The following is a 23,092-nucleotide window of genomic DNA, read 5'->3' on the forward strand; positions in this document are numbered from 1 at the left end:
GGATAACTTTTTAGTGTCTCTTTTTAGTGATTTTTTTATTTAAGTATTAGTATAATCCCAATCAAAAACTTTTATTTCACCAGTTTGATAAAACTGCTTAACTAACTTAATATAATTATTAAAATCTTTATTTTCTCTAGCAAGACGACTGCAAGAGTCCCAATCAATAATAGTTTTTTCTTGAGCAGGAATTAGAATTTGACTTTCTGATGGATTATCTACATCTAATTTAATAACGCCAATACCGTGTGCTGCGCACAATACTCTGAGTTCTTTTAATGTATCACTACCAGTAATTTGTGAAGCCACCAAATAACCAAAATTAGCCCATGAAGAATTAGATACAGCTTGAAAAAATGATTCTCTAACATTTGACATATTAAGTAATATTTTAACTTCAAATGACCATAGTTTACTTTGTTGATCGGCATAGAGTTTAACGCAATCTTTGACTAAGCTATCCCAATCGGAGCTGAGATCTTCTAAGCCAACAATATCAGGATGTAGCCATATATTGCCATTTTTACCCATTCTATTTGATGATGTTTTTTCATCAATACGTTTAGAGTACACATTAAGTTCATCATAAAGATATTTACTTAATAATGGATAGAGAGAGTGTTCACTATGACCATTCTTCTCTGTTTGGGCTTGTGTGGGCAGTTTCTTTGTAGATAAATACTCGGCGTCTAGTACTTCTGCTTCATCAGATTTTTGCGAAAAGTAATACTTTTTAGGACGACCCTCTGTGGTTTTTATTTCTGGATGTTTTTTTTGTAAAAGTGGTCGCTGGGCACCAATTTCAGCTGCAATTTGGGCAATAACATCATCATCAGTCATTAAACGCTCACTAGCTTGTTTTTTTTCAGCACAGGCTTGCGGATTATGTATAAATATCAACTGAGCCAATTGTCTAGCGGTAAACTGTTTTTGCGGTTGCTGTTTAAGTAGATTAAATATTGTCTTCCTGAGATTTAATGACATAATGTTTAATAACTCTTTGTAATAATGATTAATATACACGTAATATATAATTTAATTAGCTAGTGCTGTCAATTCAATGTTAACTTTAATAGTTATAAGAAATCGTATAATCATTATTGATAGTTATATATAAAAATGAATAAAAAAATAGATATTAATGGATAATGTACTGTTTTTTTATGTGTTTTAGCGTATTAAAAGAGTGTTACTGAGTAGTGAATTTGTATACTGGCGGAATCTTAACCTTTTCATGAAAATGCTTGTCAATAAAGGTTTTTTTATTTCAATAAACTAAATCGTATACCTAAAACGAAAAGTGACCCTTAAAATTGGGTATTTTTGATACTCACTTATTTTAGAGTTTTTTTACCAGCATTGATTAACTTTTATAATTTAATGTTTTTTAGCTGTATAAGCTTGTACTTCAATTTTTATGACGCTAATTGGTCTAACATCACTTTCGGTAAAAGAGAATGTTTTATTAGGAGCAAATTTATTCATCATTACTTGTAACGTCGCTATTTTTGCGGTGGGTTCTTCAATAAAGGTTGCACATCCATTGCCAATAACACTGGCATAATCAAAGGAATATTTGCAGGCTTTTTCATTAGTAATTAACTGGTGCCCTGTATCTAGCTCAAAGCTAAGTAAAGGATTTTGTCTGAGTAGTTCAACTTTAGTACCAACTTTTGCGCCATGAATATAAAAAATAAGTTGATTGTTAGATGTTAATTCATAACCAAAATTGACAGGAACAATATACGGAAAATCACCATTATTCATGGCTAAACGAATAACATCAGTATGCTCTAAAATATCGATCACTTCATCAAGATTAGTTATTTCTCTATCTTTGCGTCTCATAAATATCCTTTTTTATATTATAGATAACTTAGATTTAAGTAATAATAGATTGATATGTTTTTATTATTAATACCAAACTGATATTAAACCTAAATTGGAATTTCTGCAAAATTTGCAACAGCCTTAAAACTTAGATTAGATGGTAAGTAATATTACTATAGGCGCAATTTATTTTGCACTTTGGGATATATATTTCCAAATACAGGTTAATGTTATCTTTTGGTTTGATATGTTTTAAAGGATTTAAAAGGAAGTCATTAAATAGTAAATTATTGGCATGAAATTCAGTGGGTTAGTTCGAATGAAAATAACGGCATGCATAAATTATGTGCATTTCTGGGCGTTAATATAGTTCGTGTGTAGTCGATTTATATATAGAAACAGCGCGTTAATTTTTAATTATTTGATTTTATATGGTTTTTGTTGGTGGAGCTGGCGGGAGTTGAACCCGCGTCCGAAATCTCTACATCCTTGGTACTACATGCGTAGTTTGTCTTTGAATTTCGCTTACCCGCTGCGGACAAACACGCCACTGATAAACTAGCTTGATTAAATTTAATGCTTCCGCCCCAAGCAAGGCTTCCACACGATCTCGTTTAGGTTTGACTCCTCTTGATCCCCGTCCTACGAGCGGAGGCTAGGGAGAGAAGGCTCTATACAGGTTATTAAGCTGCTAGTGCGTAGTTTTCGTCGTTTGCGACTATTTTTTTGCGGTTTATTTACGAGGCCTACCGCACCTCGGCATGCACCTTGGGTTTCGCAAATCCCGTCGAATCCAGAATCAGCCCCAATTGTGGTTGGTATTTTTGGAAAATATTGGGGCATTATAGGTGAATTCAAGCAGTAATACAAGTTATCCGACTTCAGGATTTACCCAATTTTCAGTTGGTTGTTCTGGTTTTAATGCGGCAATAATATTATCAACAGCACATTTGGCCATGGCATATCGAGTTTCAGTGGTTGCTGAACCTACGTGTGGTGATAATAAAACATTATCAAGTTTTAATAATGGCGAATCTTTGGCTAATGGTTCAACTTCAAAAACGTCTAAGCCAGCAGCCTTAATGGTTTTATTTTTTAATGCTTCATAGAGCGCTTGTTCATCAATTATTGCACCTCGAGCGCCATTGATAAGGATAGCTGATGATTTCATTAACGCTAATTTTTGTTTAGTAATAAGTCGTTTTGTTTGATCGGTTAGCGGTAAAATGATAACAACAAAGTCAGCTTGTTTAAGGACATCATCTAGTTCAAGACGTTTAGCATGATAGGCTTGTTCAACATGGGCATTGGCTGAACGATTATAATATAGGATGTTCATATCAAAACCACAATGTGCTCGTTTAGCTATGGCTTGACCAATACGGCCCATGCCTAAAATACCAATGGTTTTACCATAAATATCTGTACCAAAGTATTCAGGTGTGATGCTTTTATTCCAACCACCATTATGAATAAGATTAGATAATTCAACGGTTCGGCGAGCGGTAGCCATGAGTAGGGTAAAAATGAGATCAGCGGTACTTTCAGTGAGAACTTTCGGAGTATTCATTAATCGGACGCCATGTTTTTTCAAAGCAAGCAAATCATAATTATCAAAACCGACTGAAATTGTCGCCGCCGCTTTTAATTTAGGGGTTTGTTGCAAAAAACTATCATCAATCCGAGTTGGAATATTAGATCCAATCATACCCTCAGCATTGGCTAATATTTGGATAAATTCACTAATATCGGTTTTGGGATCACCTTGAAATAGTGTTAGATTGAAAGCTTGCGCTAGTCTTTCTTGCTGATCAGCTGGAATTTTACTAAATAAAACAACATTCTTTTTCATAAATACTCCTATATAGCTATATAGACTATTTTTACCGCAGTATAGCGTTAGATTATTTAAATTTGCAATGAAATTAAGTTTTAAGCAAATTAGTTTTTATGTGCTGAAAAATGAGAAATATTTATATTTTTTTAAATATTTTTTAAAATAATTATTTATATAAATCAATATAATAGAATGTTTTTTAGAAAAATATTAAATTTTTTTGAAATTAGTTGGAACTTTTTGTGATTTAGTCTGTCTATATATTCAGATTACGTTAATTCATTTTTTTGCCCTCCACTCATTTTTGAGTGGATTTTTTTTGCCTACAATTTTTATTAGTGCTAACTAGTCCTGCTATAGAATCATATAATTTACATAAATAATCGATATATGAAAATATATTGAACAATTATTAACAGCAAGTTAATATCTAGCGATTTTCATTATTCTAATAAATAGTGTTATTTTTATTATTATCAAGCCTTTTATCTATTCTCAATTTATTTGGTATATTTAGTCTGGTAACTAAATAATAAGGTAATGGATGGTACTTAAATACTAATAAGTGAGCAGAGAGAATTTCTATGTTATTTTCATCAAGGACAAAAGGCCACCTAATCGCACTGATGACAGTGTTTATTTGGGGAATCACTTATATTGCCACCAAAGTTTTACTGACAGATTTTAAACCGATTGAAATTCTCTTTTTCCGATTTACCTTAGGCTATATCACGCTTTGGTTGTTAGCACCTCGCTTTTTCACTTGGAAAGGGATTAAACAAGAGTTGATGTTCCTTGGCGCTGGATTTTGTGGTGTCACTTGTTATTTTCTTTGTGAAAATATTGCTTTAACCTATACTACCGCATCAAATGTTGGTGTGATCACCACACTAGCTCCAGTCTTTACTGCTATATTGGCCATTTTCTTCCTTAAGGCTGAAAAACCAGCGAAAGTATTTTATATCGGCTGTCTATTCGGCATGATAGGTATAGCCTTAATTAGCTTCAATGGTCAGTTTGTATTATCGGTTAATCCGCTTGGTGATTTACTGGCGGTGTTTGCTTGCCTATTTTGGGCGTGTTATTCAATTTTAACTAAAAAAAGTAGTAGCTATGGTTACAATATTATTTTATTGACGCGAAGATTCTTTTTTTACGGTCTAATGTTTATGTTACCCGCACTGTATTTGTTTAATTTTGAATGGAATTTTTCTCGATTTGAGCAACCAATAAACTTAATGAATATCTTATTTTTAGGCGTCGGTGCTTCAGCTATCTGCTTTGCCTCTTGGAACTATGCGGTAAAATTAGTGGGTGCGGTCAAAATTAGCATCTATATCTATTTAGTACCAATTTTGACAATTATTAATGCAGTATTAATTTTAGATGAACCTTTTACATGGATTGCGGCAATAGGTACCTTATTTACACTTGGTGGCGTATTCTTATCAGAAGGTAAAATCAAACTTAAAAAGCATTAATATTTTTATAATTTTTTATTAATGCTTTTATTTAAAAATAATACTTAAATCGCAACATTTATTGCATACGTTTGTCGATAGCTTGCATAATAATTTGCCCTAAGTGCTGATAATTTTCATCAAAATGATGGCCACCCGGTAGTTGAAATGCTTCGCCTTTCATCTCCGGTTGTAGGCAACCGCTATCATCTTTCTCTTCTGCGCCATAGATACAGAATAATTTCTTTTCCGGAATCTGCGCAACCTCAGGTGCTGTTTTCATTTCATCGCCAGATTGCCCCAGCCAACCACTGACTTCTATTTCAAAATTAGCATCTTTAGAAAAAGCAATCATGATCAATGCTTGAACGCTTTGTTGATCTGCTTTGGATAAGCGATTATATAGTGCTGGTAAAATGTCACCACCAAAAGAATAACCCGCTAGTACAAATTTATTCACACCCCATTTATCACGGTATTCTTGCATTAAATAGGTCAGATCTTTAGCACTACGTTCAACCGAGCGATGTTGCCAAAAAAGTTTTAACGCATCGACCCCAACCACCGAATAACCATGTGAAGCCATATATTCTGCTGAAACTTTATCTAAATCTCGCCAACCACCATCACCTGAATAATAAAAGGTAGCACTATTCGGATGTTGTGGATTAGCTTTAGCTGGTAATTCAATGACAGGTAATGGTTCATGTTTACCAAATAAAATCGAGGATAAATGTAAACTTAACAGTTCGCTTGGTGACGCTTGATACTCACCAATTGACGTGGTTACTTTAATCTGTTTTTGTTGGCGAGGAAAAATAGCCACTTGTTCATCAGGTGGATTGTTCCAAATAACCTGCCATGTTCCATGGCTGGCCTGTGCAGGTAAAGGTGCGTCGCAATCTTTATGATCTAAAGTAAACTCAATGGATAAAGCTTTAGCATCATCATCTTGTTGTTTGCTTAACCAACGATAAGCGAAAGCTGCACCTTCTTGCATGCCGGCAACAGTAAATTTATCCTCATTTAAGATCTTCTTCGCTTGTTCAAAGCGTGTTTGTTGTTCGGCACAACTTCCTTGTGGTTGTAATTCAAATTGCACCAATTTAGCACCCATTGATTCAGATAAGGTTAATAATTGATTAGCGGTAAAGTGATTATCTTGTGTCGCAACAATTATTGCTGAAGCTTCTGCTGACTGTCTAGGGCTAGCAGATAAGATAGTAAAGTTTTGATTAATTGTAAAAGTATTAACCGAAGCAGTTCGTTGGTTTTTATAACTGTACCAACCTTTAGCAATACAAAATGTAATGAATACTAAAATAATGAATAATAAAACATAAAGTATGATTTTTTTCATTTGATTAGTTCTTCTGGTTAGTTAATGTTGTTTTGCCACCTGAAATTAACATGGTAGTATCAATTAAAGCAACTAAGGGGTCGAGTCCGGCAGGAACCGCCATATAACGGGGTTGCCAATGCGTTGCAAATTTTTCTTTAAACCGACGTAGGCCTTGGAAGTTATAAAATCGGCCACCTCGGCGAAAGACTAATGCACCTAAGCGTTGGATCATTGGTGCACCACGTCTTCTTTGCATGCCGGCAAGTGGTACCATTCCCAAACTAAAATAGTGATAACCTTTTTCTTGATAATGTAAAATTAAACCAACCATTAAAAACTCCATGGTCGATTTTGGAATATCTTGTGAAACTCGCATTAGATCAATACTAGCACTATAGTTTTGTTTGGTTTCTAATAAATTCACAAAAGCAATAATTTGCCCTTGATATTCAATTGCGGCAACCGTGAAATTATCTAAATAGGATTTAGAAAAAGCCCCTAATGAGAATTTTTTCTCTTTGGTATGTTTATTTTTTAACCATGAATCGGAGACGGCTTTCAATTCATCAATTGGTGCAGTACCCGGTGGATAAAATCTTAAACTAAGCCCATCGCGTTGCCCACGGTTCCAAGTATATCGAAGATCTTTATATCCCTTAGAGGTTAAATTAAACTCTTTTAAATTAACTAAGGCTTCTTCACCAAGTTTGACAATTCGAAGACCAATATCCATATAAAATGGTAAATTGTTTGCTTTAACTTGGTAGAAAACCGGACGTAAATGGTGTTGATCACAAAGATCTCTAAATGCCCAGATTAAATCAGCCCGAGCAGCGCTATCATTGCCAATAGGATCATATAGCGCAACCATGCTTCTTCCTCGCCTTGCATACATAATGAACGCAGTATGTGATTGATTGAAGAGCAATGACTTATCACCACTCATCGCTAATCCGCCTTCAGGTTGTTTTGAGTTGAGCATGATTTGATAGGCTTCACTTAACTCCTCTTCAGTCGGAATCGTTAAGATAGGTAATGTCGGTTTAAATGACCAAAATAACATTACGCCACTCAATAAGATAAAACTACCTAATGCTGCACGTAATGCTCGGGGAACTCGGCTATCTAACTCAAATTGCCACCATAAATCATGGCTATAAGGAATATCTTGATAAATAAATAAGATTAGCCAAACAAATAAGGCAATTAAACCAAAACTGATAGCAAAGAATTTTAATGAAAAAGGTAAAATACTTAATCGGCTTTTACGATAAAAAGCATGCCTAAAATTGATTAATAGTATGGCTATTATTAATAATGTCACTGCTTCGATCCAGTGTAAACCTCTTAGCAATGAGCAGATACTGCCTAATATCAACAATATAACCGATACTCCCCATGCCGAATAAAGTCTGCGACGTAATCCTACCGCCATTAGTAGGCATAAAACTCCGATTAAACTTGCGGTTAAATGAGCAAAATTGACAATTTTTTTCGGAAAAAAAGTGCTGACAAAATCATGATTAAAGCCAGGTGTAACACTTGAAAACATCATTACTGCTCCGGCAAAAATTACCGTGGTGGCCATAATCGTTGCCGCAATACCGGTATCGGTTTCCTTAACTTGAGGCGCGGTTAACAAGTGTTTTCCTTCGTTAATTAGCAGTAAAATTCCTGCAGGAATCAATGGTAATATGATATAAATTAGACGGTAAATGACCAAAGCAACCGTTAATGATGCAGTATCAATTTCTGATGAAAATGCCGCTAATATAACAGCTTCAAATATGCCAACTCCACCAGGAACATGACTAAGTACCCCAGCAACTAATGCCAAGATATAAATCATAATAAAGGTAATAAAGTTTGGTTGATTCGGGAGTAAAAAATAGAGAATAGCACCGGCTAAAATGGCATCGATTAAGGTAATTAAAAATTGTCCACCGGCTAATTGCCAGTTAGGTAAACGGATCTGCCAATGGAAAATTTGATATAGCCAAGTATCTTTATTGGGTTTTTCTGCTAATCGGTGCGCATGTAAAAATAACAATACACCAGCATAAATGATCAATACTGCACTAGCGATTAATTCAATAGTGATTACCGAGATATGTAGCGCTAGCATGGTATTTTGTATATGTATTAATGCAGCAATTGTGGCAATTAAGGGTAATGTAAGGCCTAACGAAAGGCTAACAAAAATCGACATGCGAGCAACATCTATGGTGGTTAATCCATATTTAAAATAGAGCCGACAACGAATTGCACCGCCGGATAGGGCGGATACCCCGACTGCATTACCAATGGCGGAGGCACAAATTGCACCAGTAGCTATTGTCGATGGCTTTAAATCAACGCCTGCATATCGTGCAGCTGACCATTCATAACCCATCAACATAATATAACTCGCTATCGCCGATAAACATGCCAGTAAAATTGCATGGTAAGGCAGTTTATGCAGAGCTGATTGTAAATCGATAAGGTTAATTGATTGTAATAAATGCCAACACACAACCAGTGCGATACAAAAAATAGTGAGTCCAAATAGTAGAGCGATAAATTGACGATATCGAGTGAAACATTCTATAAGTTGCCAAGGCAAAACTTTGCGTGCTGATATTTTCACTTAATCAACTCCAGTTATTTGCATTGATAATAAATTGTGATTGGAGCATTCTACCTTTCGTAATTAGTGAAAACAATCGAAAGAAATTAAAAAAAATATAAAAAAAACATTAAATGCAAGGAATTTTTTGGTAAATCAGTCTAAATAATCATCAATAATGATATTAAATATAATTTTTAACTCATTTTAAATTGATTTTTTTGGTTTTATGCAAGAATAAATGACTGATTGATAAAGTATTAACTAAAACCATCAATAGCGATTAGATTTTAACTGCGGTAATATACATAATATCTCGATCAAATATAATCTATCATTACTATTTTTAATTAAGCTAATAAAATGACCAACCGAATAACTGCCCAACAACAACTAATTCTTAATTCGATTAAACTATTTGTTCAACAAAAGCTTTCGCATGATTTTTCGGGTCATGATATGGCGCATATTGAACGAGTTGTAAAATTAGCCGAAAAAATCCTTAATGATCAGCCACAAGCAGATGCATTTATTGTATTGATGAGTGCTTACTTGCATGATGTCATTGATGAGAAAGTGGTTGAGGATGTTGATAAAGCAATAATTGAATTGCGTGATTATCTGCAATTATTAAAGATAACCACTAACGAGATTAACGCTATTTTTGCTATTATCGAAAATATGTCTTATCGGAAAAATCTTTCGCAAAAAACCGAGTTATCGTTGGAAGGACAAATAGTTCAAGATGCTGACCGTCTTGATGCTATTGGCGCAATAGGTATTGGCCGTACTTTTTATTATGGTGGTAATAAACATAATATTATGCACGATCCAAACATTCCACCACGAACGAAACTTAATGAAGACAATTACAAACAGCCCAATACAGTAATCAATCACTTTTATGAAAAGTTATTTTTACTCAAAGATATGATGAATACTGACATAGCTAAACAGATCGCCGAGCGACGCTATAAAATTTTAGTTGAATTTGTTAATCAATTTGAGCAAGAGTGGCTGAGTAACGATTAAATTTTATCAAAACTAAATCCTGACGATTAATCAGGATTTAGCTAGCTGATTTTCAAACTCTTTAAGGCATCGCTTCTATTTAAAAAGGAATTGGTGCACCAACTAAAGAGAGTACGATTGGTAATGTAATTAAACTCAATAAAGTACTGACTAAAGTAGCACTTGATACCAGTGCTGGGTTAGTATCAAATTGAACTGACATTAATGTGGTATTGGCAGCACTTGGCATTGCCGCTAGAACAATAAGGATTTGTTTTGCCATTGGGGTAATAGGCATAAAATAGACCATCGCAAAAGCGACCAGCGGTGATATCACCATCCTCGTTACTAAAGCAAAAGAAAGTTTTGGATAATCAAGTTGTTTAATTTTGATTTTGGCCAATTGCATGCCCAAAATAATCATAATTATCACAATGGAAGAATCACCGATCATACTAATCGAAGTCATAATCGATTTTGATAATGGTATTTGACACAGTTGAAAAAGAATACCCGCAAAGGCACCATAAGCAACCGGCATCCTAATTACTTTGTTAATGACATCCTTTTGACTGACAATATCACTATGTGTGCTGCCCTTGGCTGCATAATAGATGCCAACAGTGCTCATAACAAATTGTTGTAACACCATCATTATGACACCTAGATCAAAACCGATCGTGCCAAAAAAAACCAGTAGTACTGGTGTACCATAATTACCATTGTTCATAAAACACGAACTCAAAATCATTGCACAGCGTTGTTTGACCGAATACTTCATTATCATTGACCAGATGCTGACAATAAGAACCAAGGAAAAACAGAGTCCAATGAGATAAGCAATATAGATTAAATAATCGCTGGTTAAGGTATGTGTATAAAATGTTTTAAATGCCAAAAAGGGTGATAACACATATAGCGACATTTTTGAGAGATTAGCAACATCAAAATTAAGAATCTTTTGACCAATAAATCCAACAATAAAAATACAAAAAATAGGAAACAAAATAAGGAAAAATTGCATAATTTTAACTTTAAACTTTTTGGTTAATTAATTTATTGAATCAATAGTTTCAACTATCGATTCGGTTAGTTTTTGACAGGTGTTATCATCAAGGGCTTTATTGTGTTTATCGGTTAGAATAAACAGATCTTCAATATGTTCGCCAATTGTGGCTATTTTAGCACTGCTTAGCGATAAGTCTAATTTTGCAAACACTTCACCAACACAAGCAAGTAAACCCGGTTTATCAAGCGCAATGAGTTCCATATAAGTTTGGTTTTCGTTAAATGACGAAATAAAGTTGACTTGTGTTGGTACAGAAAACGAACGTAGTCGCTGTTTAGCCGGTTTTATTGTCACGCCTTTGTAGACTGATTGATGTAGTACTTTATGTAGCGCTTGGATAATATCTTGATGTCGATTTTCTGGCACAATTTGCCCATTAGGTTCAAGCACAATAAAGGTATCTAATGCAAATCCATTTTTATTAGTAATAATCAATGCATCATGAATACTCAAATTTAACATACTTAACGCATTACATGCTGCGGCAAATAAAAAAGGTCTATCAGATGAGTAGATGATGATTTCGCTGCCACCATGATATGGATTGGGATTAATCGAAACTAATGTTTGATTCAAATCATGATTTAATAATAGTTGAGCGTGCCAAACGATCTGTTCAGCGCTATAGCGCAAAAAGTAATCGACACGATAATCTTGCCAAAGGTTTTTTATCATTTGCTCGTCGTAATTTTGTGCCAGCAATTCAGTTAGTGCTTGTTGTTTATGTTGACGAGCAACACTTCGTTGTTCTGGTATTTGATGAATGCCCGAATCAAATGATCGTTTAGCGGTTAAGTAGAGCTCACGCATTAAGCTCTGCTTCCAACTATTCCATAAGGTTTCATTAGTGGCACAAACATCGGCAACCGTTAAACAGAGTAAATAATGTAAACGGCGTTTGCTTTTTACTAATTGAATAAATTCGCGAATAACATCGGGATCTTGGAGATCTCGACTTTGCGCAGTTACCGACATCAATAAATGATAACGAACTAACCAAACAATCAAATCGGTATCTTTCGCATCGAGTTCATGTAATTGACAAAAAGATTCGACTAATTTAGCGCCTATTTCCGAGTGATCACCATGTCGACCTTTGCCAATATCATGGAATAATCCCGTTATTACCAGTAATTCAGGTTTAGATAGTTTGGCAAATACTGTTGAACTATTAGGATGTTTTTCTTTACCCACTTCGGTTTTTAAACGATCGAGTTCTAGCAATAAGCGGATAGTATGTTCGTCGACCGTATAAGCATGAAACAGATCAAATTGCATCATGCCTGAGATTTGTTGCCAACCAGGTATATACACCGCCAAAATACCATATTGATGCATTGGCAAAATGGCTTTTTTAATTGCATCTGGATGTTTGATGATTTTCATAAACAATGTTCTTGCTTCTGGCGTTTCACTAAGTAAATAATTGAGTTTTCGCCTTGCAGAACGAAGTTGCCTAATCGTATTTGAACATAATCCTGTAACTTGCGGGTTAAGCAAAATTGTATAAAACAGATTAAGGATCATCAGCGGATTATCAGTAAACACGCTGTTATGTTTAACATCAATTAGGTTGCCTCTGACTTGAAAATGTTGATCAATATCATAGGTCTTTTGTGATGAATAACGTTTTAATAATGACTCATCAAATAGTTGTAAAAGCATTTGGTTGAGTTCGGTAATATTATGTGCAACACGATAATAATCATGCATCATATTTTCAACCGGTGTATTGCCTTCACCACTATAGCCTAACATTTTAGCGATACTTAGTTGACGATCGAATAACAAACGATTGTCATAGCGGTTGATCACGCAGTGAAGCGCAAAGCGCATGCGCCATAAAAATTTGCGGCAAGTCTTAAATTCGGCCACTTCTTCTGGCGTTAAATAGTCAAACTGGGCAATTTTTTGCAAAAACTCTTCGCCAAAATGTCGAATTGCAACCCATTGGATGATTTGCATATCACGTAAACCACCCGGACTATTTTTTAGATCAGGCTCTAAATTATAGGTAGTGCTGTGATATTGTTGGTGTCTTTCTTGTTGTTCGTGCATTTTGGCTTGATAAAAAGCTGGAGAAGGCCAGATTTTATCGCTAAAAATTTCACTACGGAGCTTATTAAGTAATGACTCACTTCCGGCAATTAATCTTGATTCAATTAAGTTTGTCATGATAGTGATATCATTTTTAGCTTCTTGCAAGCAGGTTTTTAACGTTCTAACGCTGTGGCCAATATCAAAATGCAGATCCCAAAGTAGACGGACTAAATCACCAATTTGTTTTTCCAGTTCTTTGGTTAGTGAGTTATCACTTAGTATCAAAATATCAATATCGGATAATGGATGAAGTTCGGTTCGACCATAACCACCAACTGCAATCAGAGCAATGCGATTTTGTTTAAACAGCGATGAAACTTGTTCGGGAATTTGATAATAATGCCATAATCGTTGAAGTAGCTGATCAATAAACTGACTGCGCAGATGAACTAAGTCATCAATATCGGCGTTATTTTTAAACTGAGTCACTGACCATTGTTGAAACGCATTTAGTTGCTGTTTTAGATAGGGGACAGTTATTTGCTCATCACTAAAATCCAGCGGAGAGATAGAATAAAACAAATGCGCATCAGTCATAGTCATCATATCAAATTAGCAAAATGGAATTGTTATATCGTCCACCGATTTTAAAGCAGTGTCAAGTTGGAATGACAACAGTTTTTATACAATAACATTAAGCAATAACGTTTTATTCAATCCATTAGTAATTTTAAAATTGATGAGTGAATATTTTTTGTAAAAATAATTGAGGAGTCTATACCATCAAATATGATTTATTGCGGGTAAATAAGAGTATTAAATCGGTTAAGTTTGATTTTTTATTCAATTAACTTACTGAGTGGTTTAGTTAGTAGATAAAGGTCGATTATTTGGCGTTTAAATAACATTTTCAGTTCTGGCAATAATAACATCCAAGTATTGGGTGATCGGGCAGTAAAGAACATTCCATAATCAGTAGTACGAAAAAAACACGATATAGACATTATATTGTTGTATATCAATTATAAACGATTAAAATGGCTAAAAAAACAAAGGATAAATGATAAACATTTTTAGTAATTTCCAATTGAAAAGAGACATTAGGAATGGGAATACAATGAGGTAAGTTAAGTGAATAAAAAAATACTATTTTTAATTATGTTGTTTATCAGTCACTTTGCACAAAGTGCTGAAGTCACTTGGGATCTAAATTTTGATGACAAATATAATTTACCTTTAATCATGATGGATTTTCAAGGTGAAAAAATTGCCATGACATTGGATACGGGTTCGAAAATAGCTTTACATCTACCCATGGATTTAATTAATAAGATTCCTAATAAAACGGAAAACTCTGAAAAAATCAGATCGATTGATCTTTCTGGGGGTGTCACAGAACTTAAATCATTTATTGTCAACAAGTTAGAATTAAATTCTTTTACCTTTAACAAGGTGCAAGTGGTTGAATATAAGGATTGGGGATTATTTATTTCGAGTGATCCGATGGATAATGATAATAGTGAGGATAGCAATGCATTTAAAGCTGTTATTGGCCTTAAATTGTTTGATAATTATGTATTAACTATCAATTATCCTGAAAGTAATTTAACAATATCCGATGATACTTCAACCGACTTAAATCCAAACTGGGTTGCTATCCCCTTCGATTTAAATGGTGAAGGTTTGGTTGTTAATCTGTCCGATGGTATAAAGAATTATAAAATGGTTTTAGATACAGGGGCGACAGTATCACTCATCAAAGAACAATCCCTGTCATCGGAATCAATTAAAATAAGCGATCCTGAAGATAATTTTAAATCTATATCACTTGATGTAAATAATGTCGCGAATGATAGCGTTCTGCCAATAATAATTGATTCATTTCCTAATGAATTTCAATCTGACGGATTATTAGGCGCTGACTTTTTAAGTAAAAACAGAGTTAAAATTGATTTTAAAAATAAGCAAATGTGGATCCAACCGGTTGCGAAAAAATGATTTTAACTTATTACTTAGTAGAACTAATAAAATCATTACAAAAAAGACCTACATTAGTAGGTCTTTGCTTTAGGAGGTTTTATGAGTTATTTTTCAATTAAATCACATGTTCAGTTCAAGCAATAATATCATCTTGAGTAACAAGTGTTGTAATAGTTTGGCTACCAAATGATACATTGACGACATGCTTTGACGCGCGTGTTTACTATCAAAGTGGCTTAAAATCATGGCAGAAGAATTGACGTCATTGGCTTTAAATCTTGTTAAATTATGCTTGATAGTTTAATGCAGAAGCAATAATTGCTATGCATAATGGATTAATAATATCAAAGGAACCGACAAGGTTCCTTTAATAAAAAATTTGAGGAAAGGGGTTTTTGCGATTAATAATTACAAGGTAAAATCACTTAAATCATCTTCACTAATTTCTGAATCGATTTGTCCAACTAAATATGAGCTCATTTCTGCTTCTTGTGGCGCAACCTGTACGTTATCAGAAACAAGCCAGTTATTGATCCATGGAATTGGATTCGATTTTACTTCAAATGGTAATTTGAGGCCGACTGCTTGCATACGAATATTGGTAATATACTCAACGTATTGGCATAGAATATCTTTGTTTAAACCAATCATTGAACCACCTTCAAATAGATATTCAGCCCATTCTTTTTCTTGATTAGCAGCTTGTAAGAAGAGGTCGTAACAATCTTGTTCACACTCTTTAGCGATTTCGGCCATTTCTGGATCATCTTCACCGCTTCTTAGGGTATTAATCATGAACTGTGTGCCGGTTAGATGTAATGCTTCATCACGAGCAATCAGTTTGATTATTTTGGCATTACCTTCCATTAATTCACGTTCTGCAAAGGCAAATGAGCAAGCAAAACTCACATAAAAACGAATCGCTTCAAGCGCATTAACGCTCATTAGGCATAAGTAAAGTCGTCTTTTTAACTCTCGTAGATCAATAGTGATAGTTCGATTATTGACAGTGTGTTTACCTTCACCCAACAAATTATAATAACTAGCATAACTAATTAATTCATCGTAGTAACCAGCAATATCACCAGCCCGTTTTTGAATTTCTTTATTAGTCACAATATCGTCAAATACAACCGAAGGATCATTAACGATATTACGAATAATGTGGGTGTATGAGCGTGAATGAATCGTTTCTGAAAATGACCAAGTTTCTACCCATGTTTCAAGTTCAGGAATAGAAATTAATGGTAATAAGGCCACATTTGGACTTCGACCTTGAATGGAATCGAGCAGAGTTTGATATTTTAAATTACTAATAAATATATGTTTTTCATGTTCTGGGAGCGCTGCATAGTCAATACGATCTTGCGATACGTCGACCTCTTCAGGACGCCAAAAGAAAGAAAGTTGTTTTTCAATTAACTTTTCAAACATTTCATATTTTTGTTGATCGTAACGAGCAACATTTACCGGTTGACCAAGAAACATTGGCTCTTTAAGTTGATCATTATGGACGTGTGAGAAGGTGCTGTAATTCATGCTCATAATCGAACTCCTAACAGAAATTTGTTAAGCTTTTTACTGTGCAGATAAGTAAAAAGTCGGAATAGTAGGGATAACTCAGTTGTTATCCGCTACTTTTATTTTTAGGGCTAAGCAGAACAATTAAATTTTGCATGCTCCGCCTTCACAACCATCATCACTTGATGGGACTTCAATATCACCTTGAATATCTTCAGCACCATCTCGAGTATTATGATAATAAAGGGTTTTTACACCATATTTATAAGCTGTTAATAAATCAGCTAATAGCTGTTTCATTGGTACTTTATCATTAGGGAATTTAGTTGGATCATAATTAGTATTGGCTGAAATTGATTGATCAATAAACTTCTGCATAATACCGACTAGATGCAAATAACCTGTATTATTTGGGATTTGCCAAAGTAACTCATATAAATCTTTTAATTTTTTATATTCAGGTACCACTTGTTTTAAAATACCATCTTTTGACGCCTTTATGCTGACATATCCTCGTGGTGGCTCAATACCATTAGTGGCATTTGATATTTGTGAGGAAGTTTCAGATGGCATCAATGCTGATAAAGTAGAATTACGTAAACCATAAGTTTTGATTGATTGACGTAAAGATTCCCAATCATAATGTAATGGTTCTTTAGTAAGTGTATCGATATCTTGTTTATAAGTATCGATAGGTAAGATACCTTGAGCATAGGTTGTTTCACTAAATAGTGGGCAGGCACCTTTTTCTTTAGCTAAATTATTTGATGCTTTTAATAAATAATATTGCATTGCTTCAAATGTGCGATGGGTTAAGTTATTGGCACTACCATCAGAATATTTAACTCCATGTTTAGCTAAATAATAGGCATAATTAATTACACCAATACCTAATGTGCGGCGGTTTATTGATGACGTTTTAGCTGCCGGAACCGGATAATCTTGATAATCAAGCAAAGCGTCTAAGGCACGAACGGTTAAATCAGCTAGCTCTTCAAAATCGTCAAGAGATTCAATTTTACCTAAATTAAAAGCAGATAACGTACAAAGTGCAATTTCACCTTTATCATCATTAACATTATTAAGTGGTTTAGTTGGTAGGGCAATTTCCATACATAAATTGGATTGATGTACTGGCGCTAGTTGAGCATTAAATGGACTATGAGTATTACAATGATCAACATTTTGAATATAAATTCGGCCAGTTGATGCTCGTTCTTGCATTAATAATGAAAACAATTCAACAGCTTTAACTACGCGTTTACGAATATTAACATCTTGTTCATATTGATGATAAAGTGCTTCAAATTTGTTTTGGTCGGCAAAGAAAGCATCGTAAAGACCCGGCACATCAGATGGACTGAATAAAGAGATGTTTTCATTTTTAATTAGACGTTGGTACATTAATTTATTGATTTGTACACCATAATCTAAATGTCGTACTCGGTTTTCTTCAACACCACGGTTATTACGTAGTACTAATAAACTTTCAACTTCTAAATGCCAGAGTGGATAAAATACTGTAGCTGCGCCACCACGAACACCACCTTGTGAACATGATTTAACTGCAGTTTGGAAATATTTATAAAATGGGATACAACCAGTATGGAAGGCTTCACCACCACGAATTGAGCTACCTAATGCTCGTATACGACCCGCATTAACGCCAATTCCAGCTCGTTGTGAAACATATTTTACAATCGCACCAGCTGTGGCATTGATAGAATCTAAGCTGTCATCACATTCAATTAATACACACGAGCTAAACTGGCGAGTTGGTGTACGAACCCCAGCCATTATTGGTGTCGGCAATGAAATTTTAAATGTCGAAACGGCATCATAGAAACGTTTGATATAATCTAAACGACTCTCTTTTGGATAGTTAGCAAATAAACACGCGGCAACTAAGATATATAAGAATTGAGCACTTTCATAAATTTCACCGGTTACGCGATTTTGAACCAAATATTTACCTTCAAGTTGTTTGACGGCTGCATAGGAAAAATTCATATCGCGCCAGTGGTCGATCATTTTATCCATTTGTTCAAATTCTTCTTGAGTATAATCTTCAAGAAGGTGTTTGTCATAGCGTTCGCTGGCAACAAGTTTTTTTACATGTTCATAAAGTGACGGAGGTGTAAATTGATTGTAGGCTTTTTTACGTAAATGAAAGATAGCTAAACGGGCTGCTAAATATTGATAATCAGGCGCATCTTGAGAGATAAGATCAGCTGCTGCACGGATAATAGTTTCATGAATGTCCGAAGTACGAATACCATCATAAAATTGAATATGTGAACGTAATTCAACTTGAGAAACAGATACATTATCTAATCCTTCCGCTGCCCAAGTGATTACTTTGTGGATTTTATCAAGATCGATAGGTTCTTTTTTTCCATCACGTTTAGTTACTAGCATTGATTTGTTCATTATTCATTTATCATCCATTTTTATGTTTTAATGGAGCGTATGATAATTGATAATTGTCAAAATATACAATATATAGTACCTATTAATCATTTTATTACTATATGTAGTATGCTTAATAAACAGTGATCGGTAATTTATTAACGAAAATCAATGATTACGGATAATATTTTTTGAATTGGTTTTTAATAGTAAAAACGATAATGATAGGTACTATCAAAGAAAAATAAAAATTGCCAATGATAAGCTCTACCTATGAATAGATAGAACTCTAAATATAAAATGACAAATTTAATTAGTATCGACCGCTATACATAAGCCATTTTTATCTTGGCTCTCTTTTTTGCAGTGATATTTACCATCATATGGATGTAAGTCACAATATTTGTTCATTGTCGGATCATAGACCCAAATTCTTTTTCGTTTATTATTTTCTTTTAATGCAGGAGCCCATGAGTCTGGGTAGGATTCTTGTGTTGGATAACCCCATTCACTCATTAATGAACCTATTTCACGAGTAAATATTGCTTCTTTTCCTGCATTGAAATCTGCGTTACTCAGTTCATCTGCATTAGCAATACGATAATTACCTGGTAACTGCTCACATGCTTCGGCAATTTGTAATGCTTTTCCTATTGAACTAACACCCGTTCCTATGGTAGCTAGATCCCATCCAGAATACCATTGTGTTATAGTGAATCCATAACGGATTTTGTAACCATTAGTTTTATGCGTGCCTTCTAAAATGACTTCATAACCGGTATTGTTACCCATGATGTAATTCCAAGCTATCAAGGTATTTTTTGCATTATCAGTACCAAATCTTAGTGTGACAAAGTCGTTGCTCGCACTGATTATTGGTTCACTGACAAGTTCTTTCCCTTTTAACAGTTGCCAATCATATTGGTCGGCCATGCCTTTTTGAGCAAGCGTTAGGTCAAATTGCGCACCATAAAAAGCAGTAGTTGGAAAATTGCTTGATTCTGTATTTGATTGAATTAAGAAACCATAATTTTTATTCCATTGATTTTTTTTGCCACTTTGGGCTTCATTTGGTTGTAACGAAGGTCGTGCATAACAAAATCCATTATCTTCCAATAAGGTATACATTTTCGATGGGCTATCAATAATGTTTTCATTAGGGTATTGATTTGAATTGGGAAGTCCATATTGAGTATATAATAGTAAACCATCTGCTTCTAGTTTGATCTTATAAGGCGCATACCACCCTTTTTCTGATAATGAGCAAAATGTATCACTATCTTCTGGTTCAAATTCAATAAGTTGATTTTTAGCATTGGTATAATACCATTTCATGGTAATTGCACTACTGGTATTGATTGCAGATAGTTGATCGCCATCCTCATCAACAAATTGGCTATTATCAGGAAGTTTTATAGGAGCGACTTTGATGTTATTTTTAAATGGATAACTTGTTGAATATGGCATTTTTTTGACTTCATCACCGTAATAGTTATTACCATCGGTATTTAGGCCAAAAAGATCAAAGTCTTTCATATTATTTTCTAATTTTGCTGATAACAATGGTTTATTACCATGTATAGCTTCAACAGTTTTTGAATCGAGCGAACCATAGCTAAAGAAAGATACTAGTAATAAAAGTAGCATTGACGATATTATCTTTACAGACTTTCCTATAATTTGGTTCACTGTTAAATTCCTTTTTATTCATGCTTTATCATTCTAATTTAGTAATTTATAAGTCTTTGATAAAATGATATTTTTATTTGTTTTTGTTTTTTTGTGGCGCTGATTATAAAGCAAACAATCTCTTTAGTCGATCTCAAAGACAACTAATCATTATTTTACTTATAAATAAATATTCATGTTTTTAAAATATATTTGATAAATAACAATATTTCAGATTTTGTCTTTCAATATATGATAATTTATACAATTTAATGATAATAAATAACCTTCATCTTATTGAGGTTATTTTCACCAATAGATTGCAAACTAATAAGTTATTTGTTAGTACTAATTATCCAAAATCATAAAAAACTATTACTGGATAGTTGGTTAATAGTTATTAATCAATCGTATCAAAAATTGCGAATGAAAAAATGATACAGCTATTTGTAGCTACAACTTAACCTGAGAGTAAGTGAAACTACTTTAATCAATAGTGAATGATATAAATAAACCATGTGTATGTTGTGATTCACTTCGCAAACGCTATTGATAATTGTGATACTCCAATCGATTAGCATTTTATACTTGTTGATTTAAGGACAGGAAAGTTAAGTTAGCTATCTGAATTAACTATCCTTTAATGTTTCACTGTCCATAAAAATTGCTAGTTATTTTCAGCTACAGCTGTGCATAAGCCATTTTTTAAACCACTTTCAGCAACACAGTGATAAACGGCTTGATAAGTATGTAAATCACAGTATTTTTTTTGGTCCGGATCATATAACCAAATTCTTTTGTATCTAACATCTTGTTTATCATTAGCCGCCCAAGAGTTTGGATATGCTTTTTGACTAGGATCTCCCCACTCACTGAAAAGCGTGCCTATCTCTCGAGTATATTTAGCTTTAGCCGCCTGTAAGCTGGAATTAACCACTTCGTTAGTATAACTTATGCGATACTTTCCACCGCCAGCTAAGGCGTTACAGCTTTCATCCACTTTGGGGCCCGTTGTAACAGAGGCTCCGGGTTCACCAATTTTGTTTTCATCCCAACCAGTAAACCATCTAACGAGGGTAAATGAATATTGAATAGTGGTATTTTTTTGGGGATTTTTTCCTTCTACAATAACCGTATATCCATCATCAGATCCCATTATATATTGCCAAGCTTTTGCTGGATCTTTAGCGTCTGGCATATCAAATGATACTGTAACATCTTGAGTTTTGTCGTCTTTGTTAACTTGTACCAATTCACCACCTTGTTTAACTGACCACTCATAATCTTTAGCCAATTGTGCATTAGTCAAAATTAACTGAAATCGCGCACCATAAAAACCGGTTGTAGGAAAGTTTTTGCTAGGATCATTTCTCGATTGTGGTAAAAAGCCATTATCTCGATCCCATTGCGATAGTCCATAACCTTTGGATTCTTTTGGTTTTATTTCTGGTTTAGCATAACAAATTCCAACATCATCCATGATGGTATAAGTTTTTGACGGCGGTGTTGTTACATCGTCATTAGGATAGACAAAGTAGTCAGGATGCCCATGCGTGGTTACTAATAATAAAGAATCAGCTGTCAATTTTACTTTGAACGGAGCATTTATATTTTTTTTGGCTAAAGAACAAAATGTGTCATTATCTTTTGGAACAAACGAAACTAATTTATTTTTTGAATTGGTATAAAACCATTCCATTTCAATATTGCCGTTTGCTTCAAATCCAATTAATTCATCACCATCAGCATCATGGAACTCATTTTCATTCGGGTGTTTCATTGGGGCAATTGCAACTTTATCTTTGAAAGGATAGTTACTCGTGAGTGGTAAATGATCGACCTCCTCACCATAATAATTTTGATTGTAGACTTTTAAACCAAATAAGTCTAAATCGTCCATATTCATTTCTAACGGTAGTGATAAATGTGGTGGTGATCCTACTATCGTTTTAACCGTCGTTTGCGAAAGGCTAGCTTCTGAGGACTGGATTGATTGGAATAACAATACTAAATAAAACCATAGTGCTAAATATCTACTGCTCGTTAAGTAACTCACGGTATATTTCCTATATTTCATTTTTCTTTAATTATTTCTTAGAAAGGCTTTTTTTGTATATATGATTTCGCTCTTGATTATAGTATATATGATAGTTTATAGCGAATGATTTATTATAAATGATTGTTAATTTTTAAAATTAATATTAATTTTATTTCATTAACATTTTGTTAAATAATGTTTTTTTATTTATATCAATTCAGCTTTAATTATTGTTTTTTAGCGGATAAGTACGCTTAGATTATTAGTAACTTAGGTTTTGAC

The 23,092-nt window shown here is 34.0% G+C and carries 15 protein-coding genes and 1 other RNA gene; 3 read left to right on the forward strand and 13 right to left on the reverse strand.

The features are described 5' to 3' along the window. Positions 1-39: 39 nt before the first annotated feature. The 4 genes from H3T54_RS08965 to H3T54_RS08980 form a co-directional block, all read right to left on the reverse strand. Positions 40-984: a COG2958 family protein gene (locus H3T54_RS08965; RefSeq protein ID WP_110448494.1), complete on the reverse strand. Its 945-nt coding sequence runs from the start codon at positions 982-984 to the stop codon at positions 40-42. 393 nt (positions 985-1,377) lie between these two features. Further along, positions 1,378-1,848, reverse strand: coding sequence for a pyridoxamine 5'-phosphate oxidase family protein (locus H3T54_RS08970; RefSeq protein WP_198222153.1), 471 nt, complete (start codon positions 1,846-1,848; stop codon positions 1,378-1,380). A gap of 424 nt (positions 1,849-2,272) precedes the next feature. Continuing rightward, positions 2,273-2,637: a transfer-messenger RNA gene (ssrA, locus tag H3T54_RS08975) on the reverse strand. A 64-nt stretch (positions 2,638-2,701) separates the two neighbouring features. Then, positions 2,702-3,682 carry a D-glycerate dehydrogenase gene (locus tag H3T54_RS08980; RefSeq protein WP_198222155.1) on the reverse strand — a complete coding sequence of 327 codons (981 nt, stop codon included), beginning with the start codon at positions 3,680-3,682 and terminating at the stop codon, positions 2,702-2,704. Between the two features lie 569 nt (positions 3,683-4,251). Between H3T54_RS08980 and H3T54_RS08985 the strand changes: the two genes are divergently transcribed. Continuing rightward, the gene (locus H3T54_RS08985; protein WP_198222157.1) at positions 4,252-5,148 is read left to right on the forward strand and encodes a DMT family transporter; all 897 of its coding nucleotides are present in this window, start codon (positions 4,252-4,254) and stop codon (positions 5,146-5,148) included. Between the two features lie 58 nt (positions 5,149-5,206). On the opposite strand, the gene H3T54_RS08990 is transcribed toward H3T54_RS08985, so the two are convergent. Further along, on the reverse strand, positions 5,207-6,487 hold the full coding sequence (locus tag H3T54_RS08990; RefSeq protein WP_198222159.1) for a virulence factor family protein: 1,281 nt from the start codon (positions 6,485-6,487) through the stop codon (positions 5,207-5,209). Positions 6,488-6,491: 4 nt separating this feature from the next. Beyond that, the gene (gene mprF / locus H3T54_RS08995) at positions 6,492-9,095 is read right to left on the reverse strand and encodes a bifunctional lysylphosphatidylglycerol flippase/synthetase MprF (protein ID WP_198222161.1); all 2,604 of its coding nucleotides are present in this window, start codon (positions 9,093-9,095) and stop codon (positions 6,492-6,494) included. A gap of 342 nt (positions 9,096-9,437) precedes the next feature. On the opposite strand from mprF, the gene H3T54_RS09000 reads away from it, so the two are divergent. Beyond that, positions 9,438-10,106, forward strand: a complete 669-nt coding sequence (locus H3T54_RS09000) for an HD domain-containing protein (RefSeq protein ID WP_198222163.1) — start codon at positions 9,438-9,440, stop codon at positions 10,104-10,106. 79 nt (positions 10,107-10,185) lie between these two features. Here the strand turns inward: H3T54_RS09000 and H3T54_RS09005 are convergent, their stop codons facing one another. The 3 genes from H3T54_RS09005 to H3T54_RS09015 all read right to left on the reverse strand — a co-directional run bounded on the left by H3T54_RS09005 (position 10,186) and on the right by H3T54_RS09015 (position 14,198). After that, positions 10,186-11,109, reverse strand: a complete 924-nt coding sequence (locus tag H3T54_RS09005; RefSeq protein WP_086362308.1) for an AEC family transporter — start codon at positions 11,107-11,109, stop codon at positions 10,186-10,188. A 27-nt stretch (positions 11,110-11,136) separates the two neighbouring features. Continuing rightward, on the reverse strand, positions 11,137-13,791 hold the full coding sequence (glnD, locus tag H3T54_RS09010) for a bifunctional uridylyltransferase/uridylyl-removing protein GlnD (RefSeq protein WP_198222165.1): 2,655 nt from the start codon (positions 13,789-13,791) through the stop codon (positions 11,137-11,139). 242 nt (positions 13,792-14,033) lie between these two features. After that, positions 14,034-14,198, reverse strand: coding sequence for a hypothetical protein (locus tag H3T54_RS09015; protein WP_198222167.1), 165 nt, complete (start codon positions 14,196-14,198; stop codon positions 14,034-14,036). Positions 14,199-14,325: 127 nt separating this feature from the next. Here H3T54_RS09015 and H3T54_RS09020 point away from each other — a divergent pair, with 127 nt between their 5' ends. After that, positions 14,326-15,192, forward strand: a complete 867-nt coding sequence (locus H3T54_RS09020) for an aspartyl protease family protein (RefSeq protein ID WP_198222169.1) — start codon at positions 14,326-14,328, stop codon at positions 15,190-15,192. A 390-nt stretch (positions 15,193-15,582) separates the two neighbouring features. On the opposite strand, the gene nrdB is transcribed toward H3T54_RS09020, so the two are convergent. The 4 genes from nrdB to H3T54_RS09040 form a co-directional block, all read right to left on the reverse strand. Beyond that, positions 15,583-16,713, reverse strand: coding sequence for a class Ia ribonucleoside-diphosphate reductase subunit beta (gene nrdB / locus H3T54_RS09025; protein ID WP_065577674.1), 1,131 nt, complete (start codon positions 16,711-16,713; stop codon positions 15,583-15,585). A gap of 126 nt (positions 16,714-16,839) precedes the next feature. Beyond that, the gene (gene nrdA / locus H3T54_RS09030; RefSeq protein ID WP_086362928.1) at positions 16,840-19,125 is read right to left on the reverse strand and encodes a class 1a ribonucleoside-diphosphate reductase subunit alpha; all 2,286 of its coding nucleotides are present in this window, start codon (positions 19,123-19,125) and stop codon (positions 16,840-16,842) included. Between the two features lie 288 nt (positions 19,126-19,413). After that, entirely contained in the window at positions 19,414-20,793 is a 1,380-nt protein-coding gene (locus H3T54_RS09035; RefSeq protein WP_198222171.1) for a hypothetical protein, read from the reverse strand. Between the two features lie 646 nt (positions 20,794-21,439). Next, positions 21,440-22,828 carry a hypothetical protein gene (locus tag H3T54_RS09040; RefSeq protein ID WP_198222173.1) on the reverse strand — a complete coding sequence of 463 codons (1,389 nt, stop codon included), beginning with the start codon at positions 22,826-22,828 and terminating at the stop codon, positions 21,440-21,442. Positions 22,829-23,092 lie beyond the last annotated feature (264 nt).

This window comes from Gilliamella sp. B14384G10 (assembly GCF_016101685.1).
Taxonomy (GTDB): Bacteria; Pseudomonadota; Gammaproteobacteria; order Enterobacterales; family Orbaceae; genus Gilliamella; species Gilliamella apis_A.